We start from the raw sequence: 20200 nt of genomic DNA, 5'->3' as shown, positions 1-20200 counted from the left end.
CGAGTCTGCTGGAGGAGATACGAAGTATTCAACATTGTTATTCGCTGAGAAATACCATTGCTTTCCGTTTATAGTTCTGTTGAGAGCGAAATACATGCGTGATGTATAACCTTTATTTTCCACTTCTATAAGCGCGCCCGGGAATTCAGGAATTGTTATTTTACCATTCGTAGGCGTGCCTGCTCCCATTTTTCCTTTGTTCGCAAGAACTATACTATTCCCTGAAGTTGTTGCTTGTTTCCATATCTCATAGTTCTTGATTTGATATCCGTTCGGGATCGCAGAACTCAGATTAATTTGTAATTCTTTCACCATTGCAGATGAGCTGAATTTTTCTGCCGCAGAGAATGGGATTTGAATCGTTTTTGATATTGTAGTCGCTGCAGAAATAGTAGAAGGTTGAAAAGAGAATCCGGACAAAACAATTGCGAAAATCAGTAGTATTACAATTGTAGACTTCCAGTTTATTTTCCGTACCATATGTCCTTCACCTCAGTCAAGTAAAATTGTGAGTTTTTATTCATTTGCGAACCGTAGCGTTCTAAATGAATTGGTAGTGCTCCATATTTTTCAATCTGTTCATTAATAAATTTTTTGCTGATGAAATCAAGTCTGTAATTATGTCCACTAGCATCCTTTTTTTCAAACCTTAAAGCAGTTTTGTTTAGGTATAGGCCATGACGATCTTTCAAAGAACCGTCATCATAAATATATTTTCTGTCTAAATAAACGCTGCCACCGTTACCTTCGGTGTACATATAAAACGAGGATTGCACCAACTGCCATTTAGAAGAGTCAACGATTAAATTTTTACCTGTGAGTTTATAAGCAAAGACATATCCAGCATTTTCTTTAGCTGTATTGCTATTGAGAATAAATTCTGCTCCTTTTAAATACTCAGCATAATACCCTTCTTTATCTGACGGATCAAGAACCAGCAATTGATCAATTATCACATCATACGTTTTATCAATATTTACTCTATGCGGAAATTTAACTAGGTCATCTTGCCCGAACATAGTAATCATATTATGTCTATGCCACTTGACTTCCGCCGCTGTTGAAGCCCCCTGATCCACCGACAGCTTCCCGCCACCCGCGAGTTTCAGCAGGCGTGTGACGATAACGGCTGCTTGTGCCCGAGTAGTGGTCCCATCTGGGTCAATCGTTTCCGCCTTGGCACCTGTGCGGGACAGCAAGCCTGCGTTCACGGCGCGGAACATCAGCTCATCCGCCGTCAGCTTTGCGCCGCGGTACTCAGTATTTGCTCCGCGTATGGCGAGCTTAGCCATTTCCACGCGCGTTACCGCCTTGCCCAGATCACCCGTGAAATCGCCAGCAGCATAGATTTTCGCATCAGTCAGCGCCCTCTGATAGCCTGTATACCATGGCTTGCCCGCAGGAGCAGCCGCAGCCTCTACCTTCGTCGTCAGTGCAATGACCTTTAGCAGCTCCGCACGCGTAATCGGATTTTGCGGCTTAAACGTTTGATCCGGATACCCGTTCAAAATACCCGCCTTCACCGCAGCTTCAATCGATTCCTTCGCCCAATGTCCTGAGATATCTTTAAACACAGGAGCAGCCGCTTGAGCCATTTTAGAATCTACCGACGTTAACGACAACGTAGACATTACCGCCACCAACACTAGCAATACAATAGAGCCCTTCCACCATTGCGATCCCATTTTCCCCATCTTATTCAGCCTTCTTCCAATTAGATTAGTTTGAATAAATAATAATGGCCAAGCTCTTGCCGGCCTCGCTTTTGTCCATTATGATTTTCTTTCCGTTGTAGGTTTTCAGCAGTCTAGCCTCCAACGCTTTTCCAGCATCCAGCTTAACCACATCCCCATAAGCCGCATCCGCAGATTCCCCCACATAACGGGCCAATAGCTCTATTAACAACTGTTTATGTACAATGGGCTTCGCATATAGCCATATTGTCGTTGCTTTTTTCCTGCTGTCATATTCCAACGTTATTTTGTAATCGGCGGGTTTTCCGTTGCCTTCATGATTAAGCAGCACCGTTTGCCCACTAACCATCACATCGCCCGAAAAGCTTTCGAGTGACACAACCAACTGCTTCAGCTCCCCAGTCGTTACGTAAGTTGGCTGTTCCGTCAAGCCCGCAACACGAGCCTGCGCTGACTGCCAATTCAGCAATCGATTAATGACCACAATCGCTTCCGCACGCGTCAGCTTGCGGTCCATCCCGATCCTGCCGGCAGCATCACCCTTCATCAGGCCAAGCTGCTTGGACATATAGACATAACCTTTAGCACGTCCTGCCCTGTCCTCACCCGCCGCCCGAACGAAGAGCCTCGCCGCTTCTCCGCGCGTAATCGCTTGATTCGGCCTAAACTTTCCTGAATCATATTCCGTCATTTTTAATAAGCTCAGCTTCAACCCAACTGCCATATAAGGGCGAAACCATCCTCTGTCATCCACGAAAGGCGTATCTATATTGGTCACCTCAAGCTGCTGAGCTTTTATAACTACGGCAAGCAGCTCTGCTCGTGTAGCTGGCTTATTCGGTCGAAATGTACCGTCCGCATAGCCGCTCGCATAACCAGACTTTACTGCCTGCTCCACAGGAATACGCGCCCAATGGCCCTCCATATCGTTTAGCCGCTGCCTCGCTTCTGCCGCCTGGGCATGCAAAACCGGATTAAAGGCAAGCGCCACAACGACCGTTAACATAAATTGATTTTTCTTCATGCGGGGACTCCTTCATAGGTATAATGGCACAGCCCATCCCCCCATAAAGCGCAAAAAAGCACGCAAAAAACCCGGGAGGATTTAAGCGTGCTTCGCTTCATAATTATTTTATACTTTACCCTATTTTATAAAATATTGTCAATCCATTTTTTAGCTTATTTTGTCACAATAACTCATAATACCCTTCATCATTATCCTAAATCCGCCGAATTACCCCATGTATATCTAATTTTCTATGATCAACAGTCGATATACGATCCACTTCACGCTCATCGCTCATTTTAAACAACTCGCTACTATGCCCGTTTTTTCATAATCTCATTAATCGTATATGCCATAAGATATCTCTCACCGCCTATTGAGTGTTAGATTAATATATTTCACAACCCAAACTTTAAAATGAAAGCGATTACAAAAAGTCGGATTTGAACATGTTAGATGTCGTTATCGTCGTAGTTGCATCGGAACTGACTTCTTATAATGAAAAGGCATCATAAAGGAGGGCTGTGACAAAATACCGGGCATCATAGAACAAACGATCAGGTATGACGGTATGACGGTAAATGACAACAGAGAGGATGATTGTACAAATGGGGAAGGTCAGACAATTGAGCGTCGTTGCTTTGCTGCTCGCCGTTTTATTCGGAAGCATGCCGCTTTACAGCTACGCAAGCACAGCGGTACCCGCCGCAGCAGCTGTATCCACCGAAATTCAGTCACTAATGGATCAAGGCATCATTAAAGGCAATGGCAAAGCACTCAGCGAAAAATATTGGAGCAAGCAGGCGACCCGCGCACAAGCAGCGACGCTGTTTCTTCGTTTGAAAGGCTTAGAGAAAGAAGCACTTAGCTATTCGGGAAGCAATTCCTTCCCTGATGCGGCGAAAGCAGGCAAAGTACTTCAGCCGCTGGTGAACTATTTGAAAGCCCATCCGCATCTCGGATGGCTGGCAGATAAGGATGGCCTTTTCGCCCCGCAGCAGGCTGTCACGGCGCAGGAATATGCCCGAGTGCTGCTGAAGGCGCTTGGCTATGAAGCTGGCGTTGACTATAAAGAAGCCGATGTGCTGGCGTTTGCAGCCAAGCAAGGGCTCGCCGCATTGAAAAAAGGCGGCAAGCTGACCAATCACCAGCTTGCATCCGCAACGGCGCAAGCGCTGAAAACAACGCATAAAAGCAGCGGCGAAACGCTGGCAGCTCTTATAAAAAAACAAGCGGCACAAGCCCCTTTCACTGCCGATGTGACACAGCAGACCGCCTATGGCGCAATTAAAGGTGCCAAGGATGAAGCGAGCAGCACGCTCAGCTGGCTCGGCGTGCCTTATGCGAAGGCGCCGGTCGGCGAGCTTCGCTGGAAAGCGCCGCAAGCGCCAGCAGAATGGACAAGCACGCTCGAGACGACCGCTTTCGCTGCGAATTGTACCCAGCTCGCAGCTGGCAAGGCGGCAGGCAGCGAAGACTGCCTGTATTTGAACATTTGGCGGCCGGCTGACAGCAGCACAAGCCTGCCCGTTCTCGTCTTCGCGCATGGTGGCGGCAATATGACCGGCTCCGGCAAAGATTTCAAAGGCGACCTGCTTGCCGAAGCGACGAACAGCATCGTCGTATCGATCAACTATCGCCTCGGTGCGCTCGGCTTCTTCCATCACCCTTCACTAGCAACAGGCGATGCGGTTCAGGATTCGGGCAACTACGGCCTGCTGGATATTTTCCAGGCGCTGAAATGGGTACAAGGCAACATTGGCGGATTCGGCGGAGACGCTGCCAATGTGACGCTTTCCGGCCAATCGGCCGGCGGCCGCGATGTCATGGCGGCCGTCATCTCTCCACTGAGCCAAGGGCTGTTTCAGAAAGCCATTGTGCTCAGCGGCGGCATGACGACCGCGCCTACGGCGGACGGCGACGCCAAGGTGAATAGCGTGCTGGCGAAGCTGGCCGCTGCGGATGGCACAGCCGCCGATGAAGCGGCGGCTGCCAAGTGGGTAGCTGGCCAAACAGCCGAGCAGCTCGCGGCATATTTGCGCAAGCAGCCTGCTGCGGATCTCGTGCAGCAGTTCGGTGGAACGGCCATCCGCATGGCGCCGTTCCCGCATTTATTCAGCGATGGCACGGTGCTGCCAGCGGAAGGCTTTGACGTATTAAAGAGCGGCAAATATGCGCAGCTTCCGATGATTTTGGGCAGCACAGCGACGGAGTTTTCCGCTTTCGCTTTGAGTGATCCCGCCTTCGCCGCTGGCTTCGCAGACGGCAGTCTGCTGAAGGACCCCGTGAAGGGGCCGCAATATGCAGCCGCCATCAAATATGGTAGCGAGCTGTATTCCGGCTTCAACGCGGAGCGTGCAGCCGAGGTACTGACGGCACGTTCCGGTCAGCCAGCCGTTTATGCGTACCGTTTCGCCTGGGGCACACAGGATGGTGTCATTTCGAGCAGCCTGCAGCAATTGATCGGCGCAACGCACGGCGCGGACATGGATTTCATTCTCGGACGCAAAGCCGGCATTGCCGCCTATTTCCCTGACGGCTACTTCTCGGAGCAAAATGAGCCAGGACGGAGTGAGCTCACAACAGCCATTCATGGTTACTGGAAAAACTTCCTCTACACCGGCAATCCAAATGCCAGCTCTCTGCCAGCATGGACTCCGTGGACGGCTAAGGATGGCGCTAATCGCATTTTGCGTCTGGATGCTTCGAATGAGCATCAGACGATTCATATGTCGAATGAATATTACAAGAAAGCGGACGTGCTTTCCCGTATGGAACAGGAGCTTCCAGCGGACACCTTAAAGCTTCTGCAAGAAAGCGTATTGGCAGGAAGATTTTTCTGGTAAGCGGTATTCTCAGCGTTAGGCATGCATCTTAGCCTTGCATCGACATGCTTGCAACGATATAAAAAGCAAACAGCCCGGCAGTTGTCCTGAATGGACGCTGCCGGGCTGTTTTCATCGTCCAGATAAGTCGTAATCAGGTTGAACGCATAGCCTTCCAGAATCGTGCTGTAATAATGCTGCGTAACCGTCTTTTCACAAGCGTCAAGACCTCATTTTCGGCATATAAGACGCAATATTCCTAGAAAAATATATTTTCCACATCCATACTCGATTATATACCATGAATCTGAATATTCATTTTCTTATGGTAATTAACGATGCTCGCCTAAATTTTCAAATTCAATGCTATCGCTTTGAACTTTATATCCTGTGAAACCACCTCCTTCCGAAGGCGTTCTATTAGACACAAGAACCCAAGATTACATACAAAGCAAAATTTCCGAACTGAGGACGGTCTGTTTTAAATAATCGATGTTATCTAAGGTAAGCAAAACCACCACATGATCGAAACACAATCATGATCGTTTAAAAAATTGCAACATATTCCTCCTTACTCGGCTCAACTTCTTCAAAAATTCAGTATAGATACAAAAAATTTTTAAATATCCCAAAAATATTTGAACTACGTTAATACCTCGATGTACAAATAAATAATTAAATTCGGAACTTTTTTCTTCACCAAATAATATAAGTATGGTAATATTTTCTTTAGTCAGCTTAATTTAATTAATCATCATGAAGGAGTTGGGATATAATAACTAATTAAATGTGAGAATGAGATTTCAAATTATTAAGTAGAGTTATTTTACGATTATTACTATAAAACACAATTAGGAGATTGACTCAATGAAATTCAAATCAATTATTTCTTTTATCGTTCTTATTTCTATGCTAGTAGCATCAAGTTCAGTTTATGCAACAGCTCCAATAGTAAAAGAAAATATTATTCCTTCTCAGACTCAAGCAATTTATTCACAAGAAGGAGAATTAATTGCTCTCAGAACTTTGAACATACAATCTGATACAAAAATAAACAAAGAAGGAACATCAATCAAACTAACACAAACCATCCATTATGAATTTTCATCCCCAGAGTTCGAAGCGAAGTATAAGTCGGAATATGAAAACACAAACTATGTAGAACATTATTTTGTAAATAAAAATAATGAAATCTATCATGATGATGTTAAAATGACTGACGAAGAATTAAAACAAGAGATATCCATAACTCCAAATCCATCAGGCAATTTGAAGCTGTCTGCTCTTTCAAATGATGCTAATGGGATTCCAGCTATTTGTCACTACTATGGAGACTATTCTACATACACCATGGCATGCTACGATCGTATGAATTTTGAAAATGCTCCAGGAGGAAATAATATCAAGAAAACATCTTTTATTCAAAATGTATATGCTGTGCGTGCGATGAATACAATTGATATTTTCTATGGAGATTATAAAACATTTCAAGGTGCTAAGGTAGCATTCTCAAGCGCTGCCCTTACTGCGATATTTACAATTGAAACTGTTATACTTGCAATAGCTGCTGGTGGTGGAGCTGCTATTGCTGGAGTAACTGCCATAACATATTATAATATATGTAATGGAGATCTTGAAAAAGCATACGGTTATCTTAAACAAATTTAAATTTATATGCATACAATCCAATTGGATTGTATGCATTTGGAGGTTATATGCTTAATACACTGCTAATTATAAGCTTAATATTTTGTATATTAATATTAATTTTATTGTTTTATAGAATGAATAAATATAAAATGAGTAAATACAATCGAGAAAATATTGGAATAAGCATTATTGGCATGATTTTATCTTTTTTTTATATTATCAACAATAATGGGAACCGTTTAAGCATAATTTTCATCCCTATATTCACTCTATTCTTTGCATTATTAATTTTACATTTAAAAAAAGTATTAAAAAAATAGACTTTATTCCTTATTACCAAAATTGCGATTAAATTATTCCCATTTTATTAATATGATCTTGTTAATTCACTCTTTCTTTGAACGCCCTTTACCCTGGAAGATTTATTTATAATCGTGTTTTCTGAAAAACACCCCTGAGACCCAGCAAACTGTGTCGTCTGCTCCATGCTTCATTTCTCTGAAATGGATATAATCGTAGTTAATAGAACTACTCCGTATACAGTAATCAAGGAGCTGAGAAGCATGCAAATTCACGTCCTTCTGAAAATTGAAAGTCAGTTTCAAAGTCTGCTCAGCAATCCGTGTTGCCAAACAGTTCAATTATATATTTGAAACTGTTTATTATTTCCTGGAAATTCCACAACCAGGCGTAGGCTCCGTTTCTATTTTAAACGGAGCCTACGCCTTCGATATTTTGAAGCAAGCCTTCTCCTATTTCATATTTGTCGGAGTGTTCCCATACATCTATACGTTATAAATGTTGACCAGTTCTGTTAAGTACAGTGGTCCTGTATATTTTAAAGGCCGTACTTTAAATAGCTCTCGCATTTCCAGCATTGAATCTTGCTAACCATCATCAATTTTCCTCTATTTTCCGATATAATGAACAAGAAGCCAGCAATCCTCGTTATCACTTCATCAGGGCGCTTCAGAAAGGAGCTTCATAATGACTATCGACGTTTTGGAACGGAATAACGTAAAGGTAATGGGTACTGGCAGCAAAACGATTGTTTTTGCTCATGGCTTTGGATGCGATCAGGATATGTGGCGTTATTTGGTTCCTAGCTTTGTAGACAACTATCGCATTGTATTGTTTGATTATGTAGGCTCTGGAAAATCGCAAATTCACAATTATGATTCACAAAAATATAATGACCTAGAGGGCTACGCCCAGGATGTGCTGGATGTGATGGAAACGCTGGATTTGCGAGATGCTATTTTCGTCGGCCATTCGGTTAGCAGCATGATTGGCATGCTCGCTTCCATTCATGAGTCCAAATATTTCGAGCGTATTGTCATGCTTGGGCCTTCCCCGCGCTATGTGAACGATCTTCCGGATTATTACGGAGGCTTCGACAAACGAGATATAGAAGAATTGCTTTCGATGATGGAAATGAATTTTATTGGTTGGGCCAGCTACTTGGCACCCATTGTCATGCAAAATAACGAGCGCAAGGAATTAAGCGAGGAACTGGAAAAAAGCTTTTGCTCCCGAGACCCGCATATTGCGAGGCAGTTTGCAGAAGTCACTTTTTTCTCGGATTGCCGAATCAGCCTTCAGCATGCATCTGTGCCTACACTGATTCTACAATGCACCGACGATAGTATCGCTCCGGTGGAAGTAGGCCATTATTTGCATGCCCATCTCAAAAACAGCGTCCTTCGGCAGATGACGGCGACCGGACATTATCCGCATTTAAGTCAGCCTGAAGAAACGAGCCAGATGATTAAAGAATATTTAGCCAGTGTGTAATAGGCAAGGTGAACCGGTTCATATCCTTTTCTATATATAAAGAAAGGCAGCCCTTATATGGATACTCAATTAGATAAAGCTCCCTGCGGATATTTCTCGATTTCGGACGCAGGCTTGATTCAATCGATTAATCAGACTTTATTGGACATGCTGCACTATGAGCGCGATGAGCTGCTTGGTCAGCATATTCACTCCACCATGTCGGTGACGAACAAAATGTTTTTTCAAACGTATTTTTATCCGTACATTCAATTGTATGGGCATGTCGATGAAATGTACTTTTCTTTTCGGACGAGCAGCCATGAAGATGTGCCTGTATTGCTAAACGGGGTCAGGCAGGAGCGTGATGGAGTCACATCCATTGACTGCGTTGTCTTAATGATGCGCAAGCGAATCGAGCACGAGAAGGATATTTTACAAACAAAAACCAAGCTTGAAGAGTTGTATCAGGCGACCAATGAAGCCAATGGAAAGCTCGAGCTCCTGCATGCGGAATAGGAGCTTAAACAGCAGGAACTGCTAGGGATTAACCATCGTCTGGAAACGATGGCCTCCACGGATGCACTAACCGGGCTTAAAAATCGGCGTTTTTTCCAAGATAGCCTGCTGGCACAGCTTGCCTTGTTCCAAGAAACACAGCAGCCCTTCTCGCTGCTCATTATTGATATCGACCATTTCAAAAAGATTAACGACACGTATGGACATCCGGTCGGCGATCTAGTCCTGACTAACCTTGCCCGCTTGCTGCAAACGATGTCACGGGAGAGAGATATCGCCGCCCGCTATGGGGGCGAGGAATTTGTCATCATTCTTTCCGGCGCCAATCAGGAAAAAGCGATCGTTGCCGCAGAACGATATTGCACGACGATAGCTTCTACGGATTGGGGCGAGCACAGTATTACAGTCAGCATTGGCGCAGCAACCGTTACGACCAGTGATACCGACCAAACGCTGATTCATAAAGCCGATACTGCTCTCTATGCTTCAAAGACGGCCGGAAGAAACCGCATTACTCATGCTGACCATTTAGTGAACAGCAAATAGCAAATAGCAAGTAACAAGTAGCATGTAGTAGGGTAGATATGCCCCAAGTGAAAGAAGAAGCCACCTGCGCTGCGAGGCGAAGACGGCTTCTTCTTTTGTTATATTTCACACTTACTAGCTTGCCGAAATACGAGCAAATCGCCAGCTAAATCGTGCAGCAGTTTCGTTACCCCTATTAAGCTTTCGCCTCAACCGCCACCCACAGCTCGTTGCGGTTTTCTTCTGGCGGCAAATAACATTCGATAGCTGGCAAATTAGCCAGCCCGTAGGCCGAGGTAGGCAGCCATTCCGTATACAGCCTCTTCCAAATACCGCCCAGTTGATCTGGCCCGCCCTCCACTTCAAATACCACCCATGACGAAGGCGAAAACTCGCGGCGGACCATAGCCTCAGGAGCCTCTTGCTCCGTTTCAATCGCTAAAATGTAGTTTAAAAACTCGTTTTGCCCGTGCCCTCCATCAGCGCATACGCCAAGTATGCCGCGGATACCGGGCTCGGTCGCGCGAATCGTCCAAAGCTTTTCAAACAGTCCAGCCTGTGCTGCCTCAGCCCATAAACGCGGTACCGTCTCAAACACCTCGCTATTGCGCACCTGCTCGGAAATACCGACGACGGAAAATGCGCCAAGCTCCTCGATTCGATAATTCATAGCTGCTGCTCCTTTTATTGAAATTTGAAAGGATAGGCGCGGATAGGCCTTCAGCTTCGTTCCGGCACTTCTTGCAGCAGTCGGTGTTGTACCATGCAGCTGCTGAAAGGCGCGGGCGAACGCTTCAGGAGAATCGTAGCCATATTTGAGCGCCACATCAATGACCTTTACCGTGCTGTTTTGCAGTTCAAATGCCGCCAGACTGAGCCGTCGCCTGCGAATGTATTCCGATAACGACACCTCCATAATATACGGAAACATCCGCTGAAAATGATAGAGCGAACATCCAGCAATATGGGCGGCTTCCGCATAATCAATCTCATCAGTCAAATGATCTTCAATATAGCCAATGGCTGCATTCATTTGTAATACCCAATCCATAACCCAGTCCTCCTCTGCTCATTACTATACCTAAAATAACATAGAACAGCCTTGCATTCTCTGCACAAGAATGCAAGGCTCCTCCCTTGTAACCTATTATACCTCGCGCCTCAGTGATGGGCTGCTCACCTCTGAGCTCTTCCCGCCTATTACGGACTGCCATAACATATAGCACCCAGCTCCGATAGAGAGCAAGAAGAAGAACAAAGCGAGCAGCGGTAGCGGCGACAACTCCAGCATGGCACCACCGATCCAAGTTTGCCAGCCAACTTCCAGCAGGCCAATAATATAGGCTATTCCCGCCACATGTACCCACTTGCGGCGATCTTGGGGACGCAGCATTGTGCGCTCCGACAGCCATGCGACAAGCGGTACAGCTTGGATAGCATGAAAGCCTAACCCATGAAGCCAGATAATATTCCCATTTCCTCCTGTCAGACGGCTCTCCGTAATGGAAATCCAAATGCCTGCGGCGAAGGAAAGCAATACCGCCACCATTGCGTAGCGGATCGCGAGCACAAGCTCCGGTCTTAGCTGATACGATCTGCTGCGGAAGAAAGCAACCGCCAGCACGCAATAAAACACGATCAGCAGCATGGCCACGAAGCCAAAACCGGCCGCGACAGCTATATCAAAAGCTGTACCGCCTTCTGCAAAACGCGGATTCATGCCGCGCATATTTTGCACATTTTCAGCGAAATACGAATATAGGGAGAGGATCACATAAGACCAGCGAAAAATCGCCTTGCCCCTTCCACTCATAGCAGACAAAGGCAATACCGCCGCCGTCGAGAGCAGAAAAATGCCCAATGCTGCATTAAAGGAAGCCGCTTTGCTTACATCCCCATTTGGCGCAACCTCGCCACCATAGAGCAGCATCCAGACCACACATACCGCTGCCAGCACAAAGCCAAGTATGCCTAGCGCCGCCAGCAGGCCTTCTCCCTGAAACAAGCGAACCTTTCTTGCTGGCCCCTCCCCTTGCAGGCCATCTTCCGTACCTAAATTCCGAATCATAATATCCCACCCATTCCCTATTAGCTTCTTTCCTTAACTTTAATGGAATGGACAGGGTAACCGGAACGGACCTTTAACCAGTATTTCACAGGACGGAAAGCCGATTTTGACTCAGACCCCGGACGGAGAGACATCAGCTCCTTCGCATGGCTCGCAGACAATCCTATGATGCTTTGACCTTTAAGAGCATTCATTAATTCCACAACAAGCATCGCCAAATCGGACGGCGTCGTCCAAAGCCCGACTCATATTCCACCCTAATAGGCTCTTTACAATAAGACGTCTTCCCCTCTAACAACTCCGCCATTGATGAAAAAAGCGCCTTGGAATGGAGCTCGCCAAAACTTCCTTCAGGATCAACAATGCCGGCTTGATGGCAAAGCAATGCCCTAAGCGTAACTTTGCTGCTAGCAGTCCATGGATGAACCGGAACCTTCCATGAAGCAAGGCTATCATTTACATCCTCATCTAATGAGAGAAGACCATCCTCGACTAATTTCATAGCGAGCATGGACGTTAGAAACTTGCTAATGGAGCATGCGTTGAAAATTGTATCGTTATTCACCAGATGCGAGGCTGCTTGTTCCAGAACACCAAAACTCTCTGCCGCACTCAGCTGTCCATACCGAATAAAAGCAGTACTCAAACCTGCCACCCCACAATGCTCCATACGTTCAACCACATTAATATTTAACGGCATATTCTGCATTAGCCCTCTCTCATTCCAATTCAATCTATTTTACTCCAATCCTCCCTCCACAATATAGAACATACATTCCTATATCTCCACTATTAATTATAAGCTTTAACCTGCTCCCTTTAAAAACAAAAATGCCGAATGGATAAGCTCCATTCGACATTCATTCCCCTTTGGCCTTACTTTATTAATTCAGCCTGCAACCATTCAAGACGAAATCTGCCAGCCTGCCGTCTGCTGCTGCAGCTTCCACAGACGTGCATACAGGCGGTCTGCGACCAATAGCTCCACATGCTGGCCCTGCTCAACGATTCGGCCTTGATCCAGCACAATAATCTGGTCGGCATTCATGACCGTTTTCAGCCGATGGGCGATCGCGATAACGGTACGCCCTTTAATGAGGCGGTCGATCGCCTGCTGAATATCGGCTTCATTTTCAGGATCGAGGGAAGCCGTCGCTTCATCCAGCAGCACAATTGGAGCATCTTTCAATATCGCCCGCGCAATGGAAATCCGCTGCTTCTCCCCGCCGGATAATGTACTCCCGCTTTCTCCAACCAGCGTTTCATAGCCCAGCGGCAGCTTCATAATAAAATCATGGCAGCACGCCTGACGGGCTGCTTGCTCCACTTCATGCTGGGTGGCCCCGGCTTTGCCGACACGTATGTTATTCGCGATTGTATCCTGGAACAAATACACATCCTGAAACACCATAGATACTTTGCGCAGCAGTGCCTCCGGGTTCATCTCCCGAATATTTTCCCCGCTGAGCAGCACCTGCCCCTCGCTAGGATCGTAGAAACGGGCAATCAACCGCAGCACGGTGCTTTTGCCACTGCCCGAAGGACCGACCAGCGCGGTGAAGGAGCCTGACGGCAAGCTTAAGCTCGCCTGTTGAATAACGGCATGCTCATTGTAGCCGAACGTGACATTGTCGAAGACAAGATCATGCCCAGCAGGCGGCTGCTTCTCTCCCGACATGACAGGCTCCCCCAGCAGCTCGATGATTCGTTTTCCCGCCTGCTCATTATAACGAAACTCTGCATAGCTGGTCAGCGCAGTCGTCAACGGATCATAAATCCTCGTGCCTATAAGCAAGAAGGTTACGAACGTAATCAAATCCAGACTGCCGCCGAGCAGCAAATGGACTCCGATGATGGCCATGAGCGTCAAACCTGCCCGCAGTAGAGCAACCGCGCTTAACACGACTGGCCCCAATATCCCTTCAATGCGAATGCTGTGCTGCATGAGGTCTTTAAACGACTGCTCCAGCCGGACGAAGCGATCACCCGTCAAATTAAACGCCTTAATGACCTGTATCCCGTTTAAATATTCCTGCAAGCGGTTGGAGGCGTTAATTTTCGCCCGCATATGATTCGCGCCAAGCTTGCGGGTGAGGCTGCTCGTTGCGAGCACGATTAAAATGGTAAAAGGCAGAGTCGCAAACAAGGCAAGCGCAAGCCGCCAATCGAGCAGCGAAAGTCCCAGCAGAGCCAAAATTGGCGTCAGCGCTGCCGCAAACAGCTGCGGTGCAACATGGGAAATACCATGCTCAACGAGCGCAAAATCACCCATCATCATATTGGCGAGGTCGCCGGGATCACGTTTATTCAAATAGCCAAGCGACAGCTTGCGAAGATGCTCCGCAAGCCGGCTTCTCCCCTCTACCGCCGTCGTATAGGCACCGCGATATTGCGCTCGATAAGCGGGAATTTCACTTATAAAGAGCAGTACCATGGCTCCCGCCATGCTGGCGCAAATCCACCATAGCCGCGTTATATCGAGTGAGGCAGCCGGATCGGCAAAGGAGGTGAAAATAATTTTGGCTACCTCCACCAGCAGCACAAACGGGATAATCGCAACCAAGTTGGAAAGCACGGTATAGGCAATCGGCTTCCATAATGCTTTGGGACTACCTGCTGTTATATTGCGCATCATTCCCATGTTGTTTCTCTGCCTCCTTTCCTAATCCGATTCGCCAGCCCGTCGCTGCCGTATATGCATCCCATAATTTCGCATAAAGCCCGCGGGCTGCAAGCAGCTTCTCGTGTTTCCCTCGTTCCACAATGCGCCCGTTGTCCATGACAATTATTTGGGCCGCATCGCGAATTGTAGATAGACGGTGGGCAATGACAATAACCGTCTTCCCCTTCGTCAGCTCCTTTAAGGCGAGCTGCATTTCGAATTCATTTTCAGGATCGGCAAAAGCTGTCGCTTCATCGAGCACAAGGATCGGAGCATTTTTCAAAATCGCCCTTGCTACTGCAATCCGCTGCTCCTCGCCGCCGGACAAATAGACGCCACCCTCGCCAATCAACGTATCGTAGCCGTGTGAAAGCTGGCTAATAAATGTATGGCACTGTGCCGCTTTGGCTGCCGCGTATACCGCTTCTCGAGAAGCATTTGGCACGCCAATCGCAATGTTGTTGTAGACGGTATCGTAAAATAGGAACGTCTGCTGGAAAACAAACGCTACCGTATTCATCAGCTCATCCGTAGCCATGTCGCGAATATCGACGCCGCCTATTTCAATAGAGCCCGACTGGGCATCCCAGAACCGCGGCAGCAGGCTCGCCACCGTCGATTTCCCTGCCCCGGAAGGACCGACAAGCGCGGTTACTTCCCCTTGCTGCGCCACGAAGCTGACTCCAGACAACACATACCCATCTTCGCGTTCCATTTCAGCTGCACGATTACTCTGCTTCTGACCCGCGTTCCTGTCCCTGTCCACGTTCTCAGCCATCTTGCCATAGGTGAAGGAAACATTATTAAAGGACACCTCATAGGTAGCAGGGCGCTTCGGATATTCCGGTTCCGGAATAGGCTTCTCTGCGAAGATCAGGTCGATCCGCACAACCCCTTCATTAATATCGCGCAGCGACGAGGCGATGTGCATGATTTTGAACATCGGTGCAGAAATGCCTGGCGACATAATGAGGAAAAAGAGCAGCATCGCGGCAAAAGCCACATTGCCGGGATCACGCTGGAGCAGAAATACGCCAACTGGCAGCAAGAAGGTGGCAAAGGAGCTGAGTATGACTTTGAAGGATAAAAAGCCGTACTGGAAATGATCGGTATATTTCACGCAAAAATCCCGGTATTTCACCATATCGTCGTAAAACTGACGGAAGGAAAATACCGTTTGTCCAAACACCTTCACAACGGGCATTCCCCGTACGTATTGAACAGCCGAGCCATTCAGCCGCTCCAGCGAATCGTAATATTGCTTCATGCTGTTTTGCGCCTTGGAGCCTGACATCATCAGCCCCTGCAAAATGAATCCGATCACAATCGGAATCAAGCAAGCCGCAGCAAGCCAAACGTTGAGCCAAAACATTGCAATGATCATCAGTATGGTCGTGACAGCCATATGAACGAGATCCGGCAGCTGATGGGCAACGAACGTTTCAACCTTTTCAACATTTTGATCCAGCGTCTTTTTAACCGCACCGGTAGATGTGCTGTTCAGCCAGCCGAGCGGCAGCTTTCCAATATGCGCGGACAGCTTCACTCGCAGCCCATACAATATCCGAAAAGCCGCAATATGCGAGGCCAGTCCTCCGCCATACATAAGAAGCAGGCTGCCCAGCAAGCCGCCCAAGGCCACCATGCTCCAGCGAACCATAAACCCGCCATCGGCAGCAAGCGGATTCGCCGCATGCTCCAGTAGTTCTTTTATAATAAAATAAACCGATACATACGGAACCAGCATGCAAACCGCGCTTATCGCTGAAAGTACCCCTGAAACAGCAAGCAGCCCGCGTCTTTCCCCCGCCAGCTCCAGCAGTCTTGCGATTCCCGTCTTATTAGCCGTTTTACCAGCTGTTTTTCCAGCCATTATAGCTTCCTCTCCTTCAAGCAAAAATCATTCCAAAGGGCCGTCTTACAGCCACGTCATTTTTTTATCGGCAGAAATACGGTTGCCCGGCGCTGGCTTCTGATCGAAATAACCTAAATACAGCATGCCGGCGATGCGCTCATCGCTGCGAAGCCCTAATGAGCTGCAGAAGGGCGTGCTTCCACATAACGTCTCATCAATCGACCAGACCATGCCGATGCCCTGCTCCCAGGCGCATAGCTGGAGGTTTTGTATCAATGCACAGGCCGCTGCAAAATCCTCATCGCGCTTCACCTTGCTTTTCTCCTCCTTCACGACAATGAACAAAATCGCAGGTATTTGCTGGACCTTGTCCTTGTACATTTGCTTAATTTTGCTCGGCATCAGCTTATAGCGCTTGAGCTCCGACAGCGAATCCACAATATGATCCGCCAGCCTCGCCTTCGACTCCATATCCGTTGCACAAATGAAGCGCCATGGCTCGCGCAGCTTATGATTTGGCGCCCACACCGCAATATTCATCAGCTTCAAAATCGTCTCCTGCGAAAGCGGCTGCGTATTAAACTTCCGAATCGTCCTTCTGTCTTTAATCAATTCCTGTATACTCAAGCGAAAAGCCTCCCTTAATGACGCTACTATTGAGAAACATTATCATCATTTATGAAAATCAACTACCTCTGGACGGATTATTCCTAACGGTGGACGGAGGAACAGTTAAATATCAGCCTCTTTATATTAAAAAAAGCCGAAGCCCCGTCCGCTATCGTCATTTCTAACGTTAGCGCCACCGTGGCTCCGGCCCTCCTATGCTTTTCAATCGGGTTGCCACTCACATGGAGCGGCTCTGCTGCCTGGCATATTCACTCGGATTAATGCCGAACGTTTTGCGAAACAGCGAGGCAAAGTGGCTCATATTCGTATACCCGACCATAATCGCCGCTTCGCTGACATTCATTCTCCCCTGCTCCAGCAGCTGCTTCGCCTCCCGCATCCGCTCCTCGCGAATATAGCCGAACACAGTTGTGCCGAACAGCTCCTTAAAGCCTGCTTTCAGCTTAAAATCATTCAGTCCCGTCTGGCGCGCCAGCTCCAGCAAGCCCGGCGGATTGGTGCGGTTGTGGTATAAAATATTTTTCGCCTGATGGAGCCGCTCCACATCTGCCGTCTTCAAGCGCGAAGCCGCCGACTCCAGCTCGCTCTTCTGCTCCAGCCCGTACCAAAATAGGGCAATCAGCTCAAAGGCTTTGCCTTCCAAATAATGCTGCCGGATTGGGCCAGTATACGGACAATTTTTCAACTGATCGAATACCTGCTTGATCTCCGGTGTCAGCTGCTGCTGCTCGCAATAAAACGTATCGCCAGCCTGCCAAGGGAAATACGAGAATAGATGCTTCCATATGCTAAAATCAATCCGCAGCTCCATATGAGCCAGCCGATCCGAATGCAATTGCTCGAAATGGATACGCGTATCGTGCAAATAAATCATTTGCGTCCCACCCGAGCCCATCGCCCGATCCCCGCGCCTGCCCTCAATCGACCAACAGCCGTTGCCGTGCTGCGTTAATGAAATTTCCAAATGCGGATACTGCACATCAATATGAAAAATATGATTTTCATGCAGCTTTACATCAATCGTATGCAGCTCCATGCCCGGCCGCAAGCGCGTGCGCTGCAAATAGCCATCTCCCCATTGTTCAGGAAGCTTAACCGTATCCGCAAGCTGCTCCACCGGAACGCCTAGCTCTGCGCCGATCCATTCATTATATAAAGATTCGATATGTTGGGCTTCCAACGTATGTTTCATCCTTATTTCCCCACCTTTATTGAGAAACGTTTTCAATTAGAATTGTATCAGTATCACGCCGGAATGAAAAGCTTTAAGTTGAATTGTACTCTTCAGCCAGCAATGATAGACTGGGTAGCAAATAAAAATACAGGTGGTTAACGATGAACCCCATTACCTATGAGCTGCTTGGAGCTTCCTTGCTTGCAGATAGCGGAACGACGAGCCCGTCCGTCCTTGCCTTTACGACCTTCCCGGCTATCATCGTTCCAACAGAAGCAATCGTTGTTGGGTCTGATAGCCATTCCTATCCGGTAGAGAAAGGCCAAGCGATTTTACTCCGGCAAACAGAAAATAAGCTTCATATCAGAAGGACCGGAGGCAAGCCATTCGAGCCGGTCTATGGCATTTCGTTCAACAGCTACCGGATGACGGAGCGTGGAAAAAGCCGCCTGGTCTATGAGCTAAGCAGCGAGCAGCTGCCTGAGCATGGGCAGCTGCTCGACTTTCCCCGCCAAGCTGCTGGTCTGCTGCATGAGATGCTGGAGGTGGTCAAGCTGACAGGATCTATTCAAAGTACGCCAAAGCTGCATCTGATGCTGCATGAGCTGCTGGATTTGCTTTTTGCCCGCGATTTGTACAGCAACCATTATTTAAAAAAGGATAAGCCTATTCATCAGGCGCTCGCTTATATGAAGCAGCATTACCGCTTGCCGCTCAGCCGTTCTTATTTGGCGAAAATGGCCGGCTTCAACGAAAGCTATTTCTCCTCGCTGTTTCGCAAGGAAACCGGCTGGAGCTTCGCTGAATATGTATATCGGCTGCGCATAGACGAGGCCAAGCGGCTGCTGCTGCTCACCAACGATAAAATGCAGGAAATCGCTTATAAAACCGGCTTTGCGGACGGCTCTTATTTAGGCAAGACGTTCCAAAAAATCGCTCATCTGTCGCCCAGCAGCTTTCGCAGCAGAAAGCATGCAACGCGCATCGTGGGCATGCAGTTTCTTGGAGCCCTGCTTGCTGTCGGCATTCAGCCGCTGGCGGCACCTCGCGAGGTGCTGCGTTCCTCGTTGCTGCTGCAGGGCCGGCTGACCGGCATCATGGAACTGGCGGACATCGAGCAGGTCGAGGAGCTTCGAACGCTTGCACCCGATTTAATTATTGCGCCTACTTACCATTACAACATGCCTCATATGCTCAAGGCTCTTGAACGCATCGCTCCCGTTATTATGCTGCCGTGGGGTGAGATGGACAAGCTGGAGGAAGTAAGAATGATCGGCAAGCTGCTTGGGCGTACAACGGAAGCCGAAAACTGGATATCCAGCTTGCAGCAGCAAGGAGCAGTTGCAAAGCGGCGACTCGCGCAGCATCTGGCTCCTGGTGATACGTTCGGCTTGTATGAGCTGAGATATGAGGACTCATGGATGATTCTTCATCCGCCTGTCCGCTCCGCCTTTATCCTTTATAAGCTGCTTGGACTAACGCCTCCCGCTGCTATCCAGAAGGAAGTTATTGAGGCGAACAGCCATCTGGCCTTAAAGGAACAGCATTTACTGCCTTATGCCGCCAAGCATATGTTTCTGATCGTAACAGCCGATGACACGGAGGCTTTCAGAAGCAAGCTGATGGAACGCAGCTTCTGGCAGCAGCTTGTGAATGAACAAGGCACCAAAATCCATCTGCTGAAGCTGCATGAATTTTGGATGGACGATGGTGTATCGCTGGAGAAACAACTGGATATTATGGTCGAGCTTCTTTTAGCCGAAGCAGCTGCAGCTCCGAAAACAGACGTATAAATCCAACAATTTTCCCAGCCAAATAT

The 20200-nt window shown here is 47.7% G+C and carries 13 protein-coding genes and 1 pseudogene; 5 read left to right on the top strand and 9 right to left on the bottom strand.

The genetic code is table 11. The features are described from left to right. Positions 1-464: 464 nt before the first annotated feature. Both ACSR9A_RS11585 and ACSR9A_RS11580 read right to left on the bottom strand, forming a co-directional pair. The gene (locus tag ACSR9A_RS11585) at positions 465-1694 is read right to left on the bottom strand and encodes an S-layer homology domain-containing protein (protein ID WP_473757384.1); all 1230 of its coding nucleotides are present in this window, start codon (positions 1692-1694) and stop codon (positions 465-467) included. Positions 1695-1719: 25 nt separating this feature from the next. Continuing rightward, positions 1720-2718, bottom strand: a complete 999-nt coding sequence (locus tag ACSR9A_RS11580; protein ID WP_473757383.1) for an S-layer homology domain-containing protein — start codon at positions 2716-2718, stop codon at positions 1720-1722. Positions 2719-3308: 590 nt separating this feature from the next. Here ACSR9A_RS11580 and ACSR9A_RS11575 point away from each other — a divergent pair. From ACSR9A_RS11575 to ACSR9A_RS11560, 4 genes and pseudogenes are all read left to right on the top strand, one after another. Beyond that, positions 3309-5546: a carboxylesterase family protein gene (locus ACSR9A_RS11575; protein WP_473757382.1), complete on the top strand. Its 2238-nt coding sequence runs from the start codon at positions 3309-3311 to the stop codon at positions 5544-5546. Positions 5547-6392: 846 nt separating this feature from the next. Continuing rightward, positions 6393-7193 carry a hypothetical protein gene (locus ACSR9A_RS11570; RefSeq protein ID WP_473757381.1) on the top strand — a complete coding sequence of 267 codons (801 nt, stop codon included), beginning with the start codon at positions 6393-6395 and terminating at the stop codon, positions 7191-7193. A 969-nt stretch (positions 7194-8162) separates the two neighbouring features. Continuing rightward, complete coding sequence (locus tag ACSR9A_RS11565; RefSeq protein ID WP_473757380.1) at positions 8163-8969, top strand: alpha/beta fold hydrolase; 807 nt, start codon at positions 8163-8165, stop codon at positions 8967-8969. 57 nt (positions 8970-9026) lie between these two features. Next, positions 9027-10013, top strand: a pseudogene (locus ACSR9A_RS11560) (sensor domain-containing diguanylate cyclase). Positions 10014-10188: 175 nt separating this feature from the next. Here the strand turns inward: ACSR9A_RS11560 and ACSR9A_RS11555 are convergent. From ACSR9A_RS11555 to ACSR9A_RS11525, 7 genes are all read right to left on the bottom strand, one after another. Continuing rightward, positions 10189-11043: a GyrI-like domain-containing protein gene (locus ACSR9A_RS11555; RefSeq protein WP_473757379.1), complete on the bottom strand. Its 855-nt coding sequence runs from the start codon at positions 11041-11043 to the stop codon at positions 10189-10191. A gap of 96 nt (positions 11044-11139) precedes the next feature. Further along, a complete protein-coding gene (locus ACSR9A_RS11550; protein ID WP_473757378.1) occupies positions 11140-12060 on the bottom strand; it encodes a hypothetical protein in 921 nt (306 codons plus the stop codon). A 193-nt stretch (positions 12061-12253) separates the two neighbouring features. Further along, the gene (locus ACSR9A_RS11545) at positions 12254-12793 is read right to left on the bottom strand and encodes a serine hydrolase domain-containing protein (protein WP_473757377.1); all 540 of its coding nucleotides are present in this window, start codon (positions 12791-12793) and stop codon (positions 12254-12256) included. Between the two features lie 171 nt (positions 12794-12964). Beyond that, the gene (locus tag ACSR9A_RS11540) at positions 12965-14701 is read right to left on the bottom strand and encodes an ABC transporter ATP-binding protein (RefSeq protein ID WP_473757376.1); all 1737 of its coding nucleotides are present in this window, start codon (positions 14699-14701) and stop codon (positions 12965-12967) included. After that, complete coding sequence (locus tag ACSR9A_RS11535) at positions 14670-16595, bottom strand: ABC transporter ATP-binding protein (RefSeq protein WP_473757375.1); 1926 nt, start codon at positions 16593-16595, stop codon at positions 14670-14672. The genes ACSR9A_RS11540 and ACSR9A_RS11535 overlap by 32 nt, the downstream gene beginning before the upstream one ends. Positions 16596-16640: 45 nt before the next feature. Beyond that, the gene (locus ACSR9A_RS11530; protein WP_473757374.1) at positions 16641-17204 is read right to left on the bottom strand and encodes a nitroreductase family protein; all 564 of its coding nucleotides are present in this window, start codon (positions 17202-17204) and stop codon (positions 16641-16643) included. A 220-nt stretch (positions 17205-17424) separates the two neighbouring features. Continuing rightward, a complete protein-coding gene (locus ACSR9A_RS11525) occupies positions 17425-18399 on the bottom strand; it encodes a helix-turn-helix transcriptional regulator (RefSeq protein WP_473757373.1) in 975 nt (324 codons plus the stop codon). Positions 18400-18542: 143 nt separating this feature from the next. Here ACSR9A_RS11525 and ACSR9A_RS11520 point away from each other — a divergent pair, with 143 nt between their 5' ends. Next, on the top strand, positions 18543-20174 hold the full coding sequence (locus tag ACSR9A_RS11520) for a helix-turn-helix domain-containing protein (protein WP_473757372.1): 1632 nt from the start codon (positions 18543-18545) through the stop codon (positions 20172-20174). Positions 20175-20200: the final 26 nt, after the last annotated feature.

This window comes from Paenibacillus sp. R-74696, assembly GCF_055814915.1.
Note: the sequence above shows the minus strand (reverse complement) of the source record. Positions and strands in the feature narration are given on the sequence as shown.

Excerpts from the sequence above, each read along its gene's own strand:
- ACSR9A_RS11585 (WP_473757384.1), bottom strand. The coding sequence starts at position 1,694 with ATGGGGAAAATGGGATCGCAATGGTGGAAGGGCTCTATTGTATTGCTA.
- ACSR9A_RS11580 (WP_473757383.1), bottom strand. The coding sequence starts at position 2,718 with ATGAAGAAAAATCAATTTATGTTAACGGTCGTTGTGGCGCTTGCCTTT.
- ACSR9A_RS11575 (WP_473757382.1), top strand. The coding sequence starts at position 3,309 with ATGGGGAAGGTCAGACAATTGAGCGTCGTTGCTTTGCTGCTCGCCGTT.
- ACSR9A_RS11570 (WP_473757381.1), top strand. The coding sequence starts at position 6,393 with ATGAAATTCAAATCAATTATTTCTTTTATCGTTCTTATTTCTATGCTA.
- ACSR9A_RS11565 (WP_473757380.1), top strand. The coding sequence starts at position 8,163 with ATGACTATCGACGTTTTGGAACGGAATAACGTAAAGGTAATGGGTACT.
- ACSR9A_RS11555 (WP_473757379.1), bottom strand. The coding sequence starts at position 11,043 with ATGGATTGGGTATTACAAATGAATGCAGCCATTGGCTATATTGAAGAT.
- ACSR9A_RS11550 (WP_473757378.1), bottom strand. The coding sequence starts at position 12,060 with ATGATTCGGAATTTAGGTACGGAAGATGGCCTGCAAGGGGAGGGGCCA.
- ACSR9A_RS11540 (WP_473757376.1), bottom strand. The coding sequence starts at position 14,701 with ATGGGAATGATGCGCAATATAACAGCAGGTAGTCCCAAAGCATTATGG.
- ACSR9A_RS11535 (WP_473757375.1), bottom strand. The coding sequence starts at position 16,595 with ATGGCTGGAAAAACAGCTGGTAAAACGGCTAATAAGACGGGAATCGCA.
- ACSR9A_RS11525 (WP_473757373.1), bottom strand. The coding sequence starts at position 18,399 with ATGAAACATACGTTGGAAGCCCAACATATCGAATCTTTATATAATGAA.
- ACSR9A_RS11520 (WP_473757372.1), top strand. The coding sequence starts at position 18,543 with ATGAACCCCATTACCTATGAGCTGCTTGGAGCTTCCTTGCTTGCAGAT.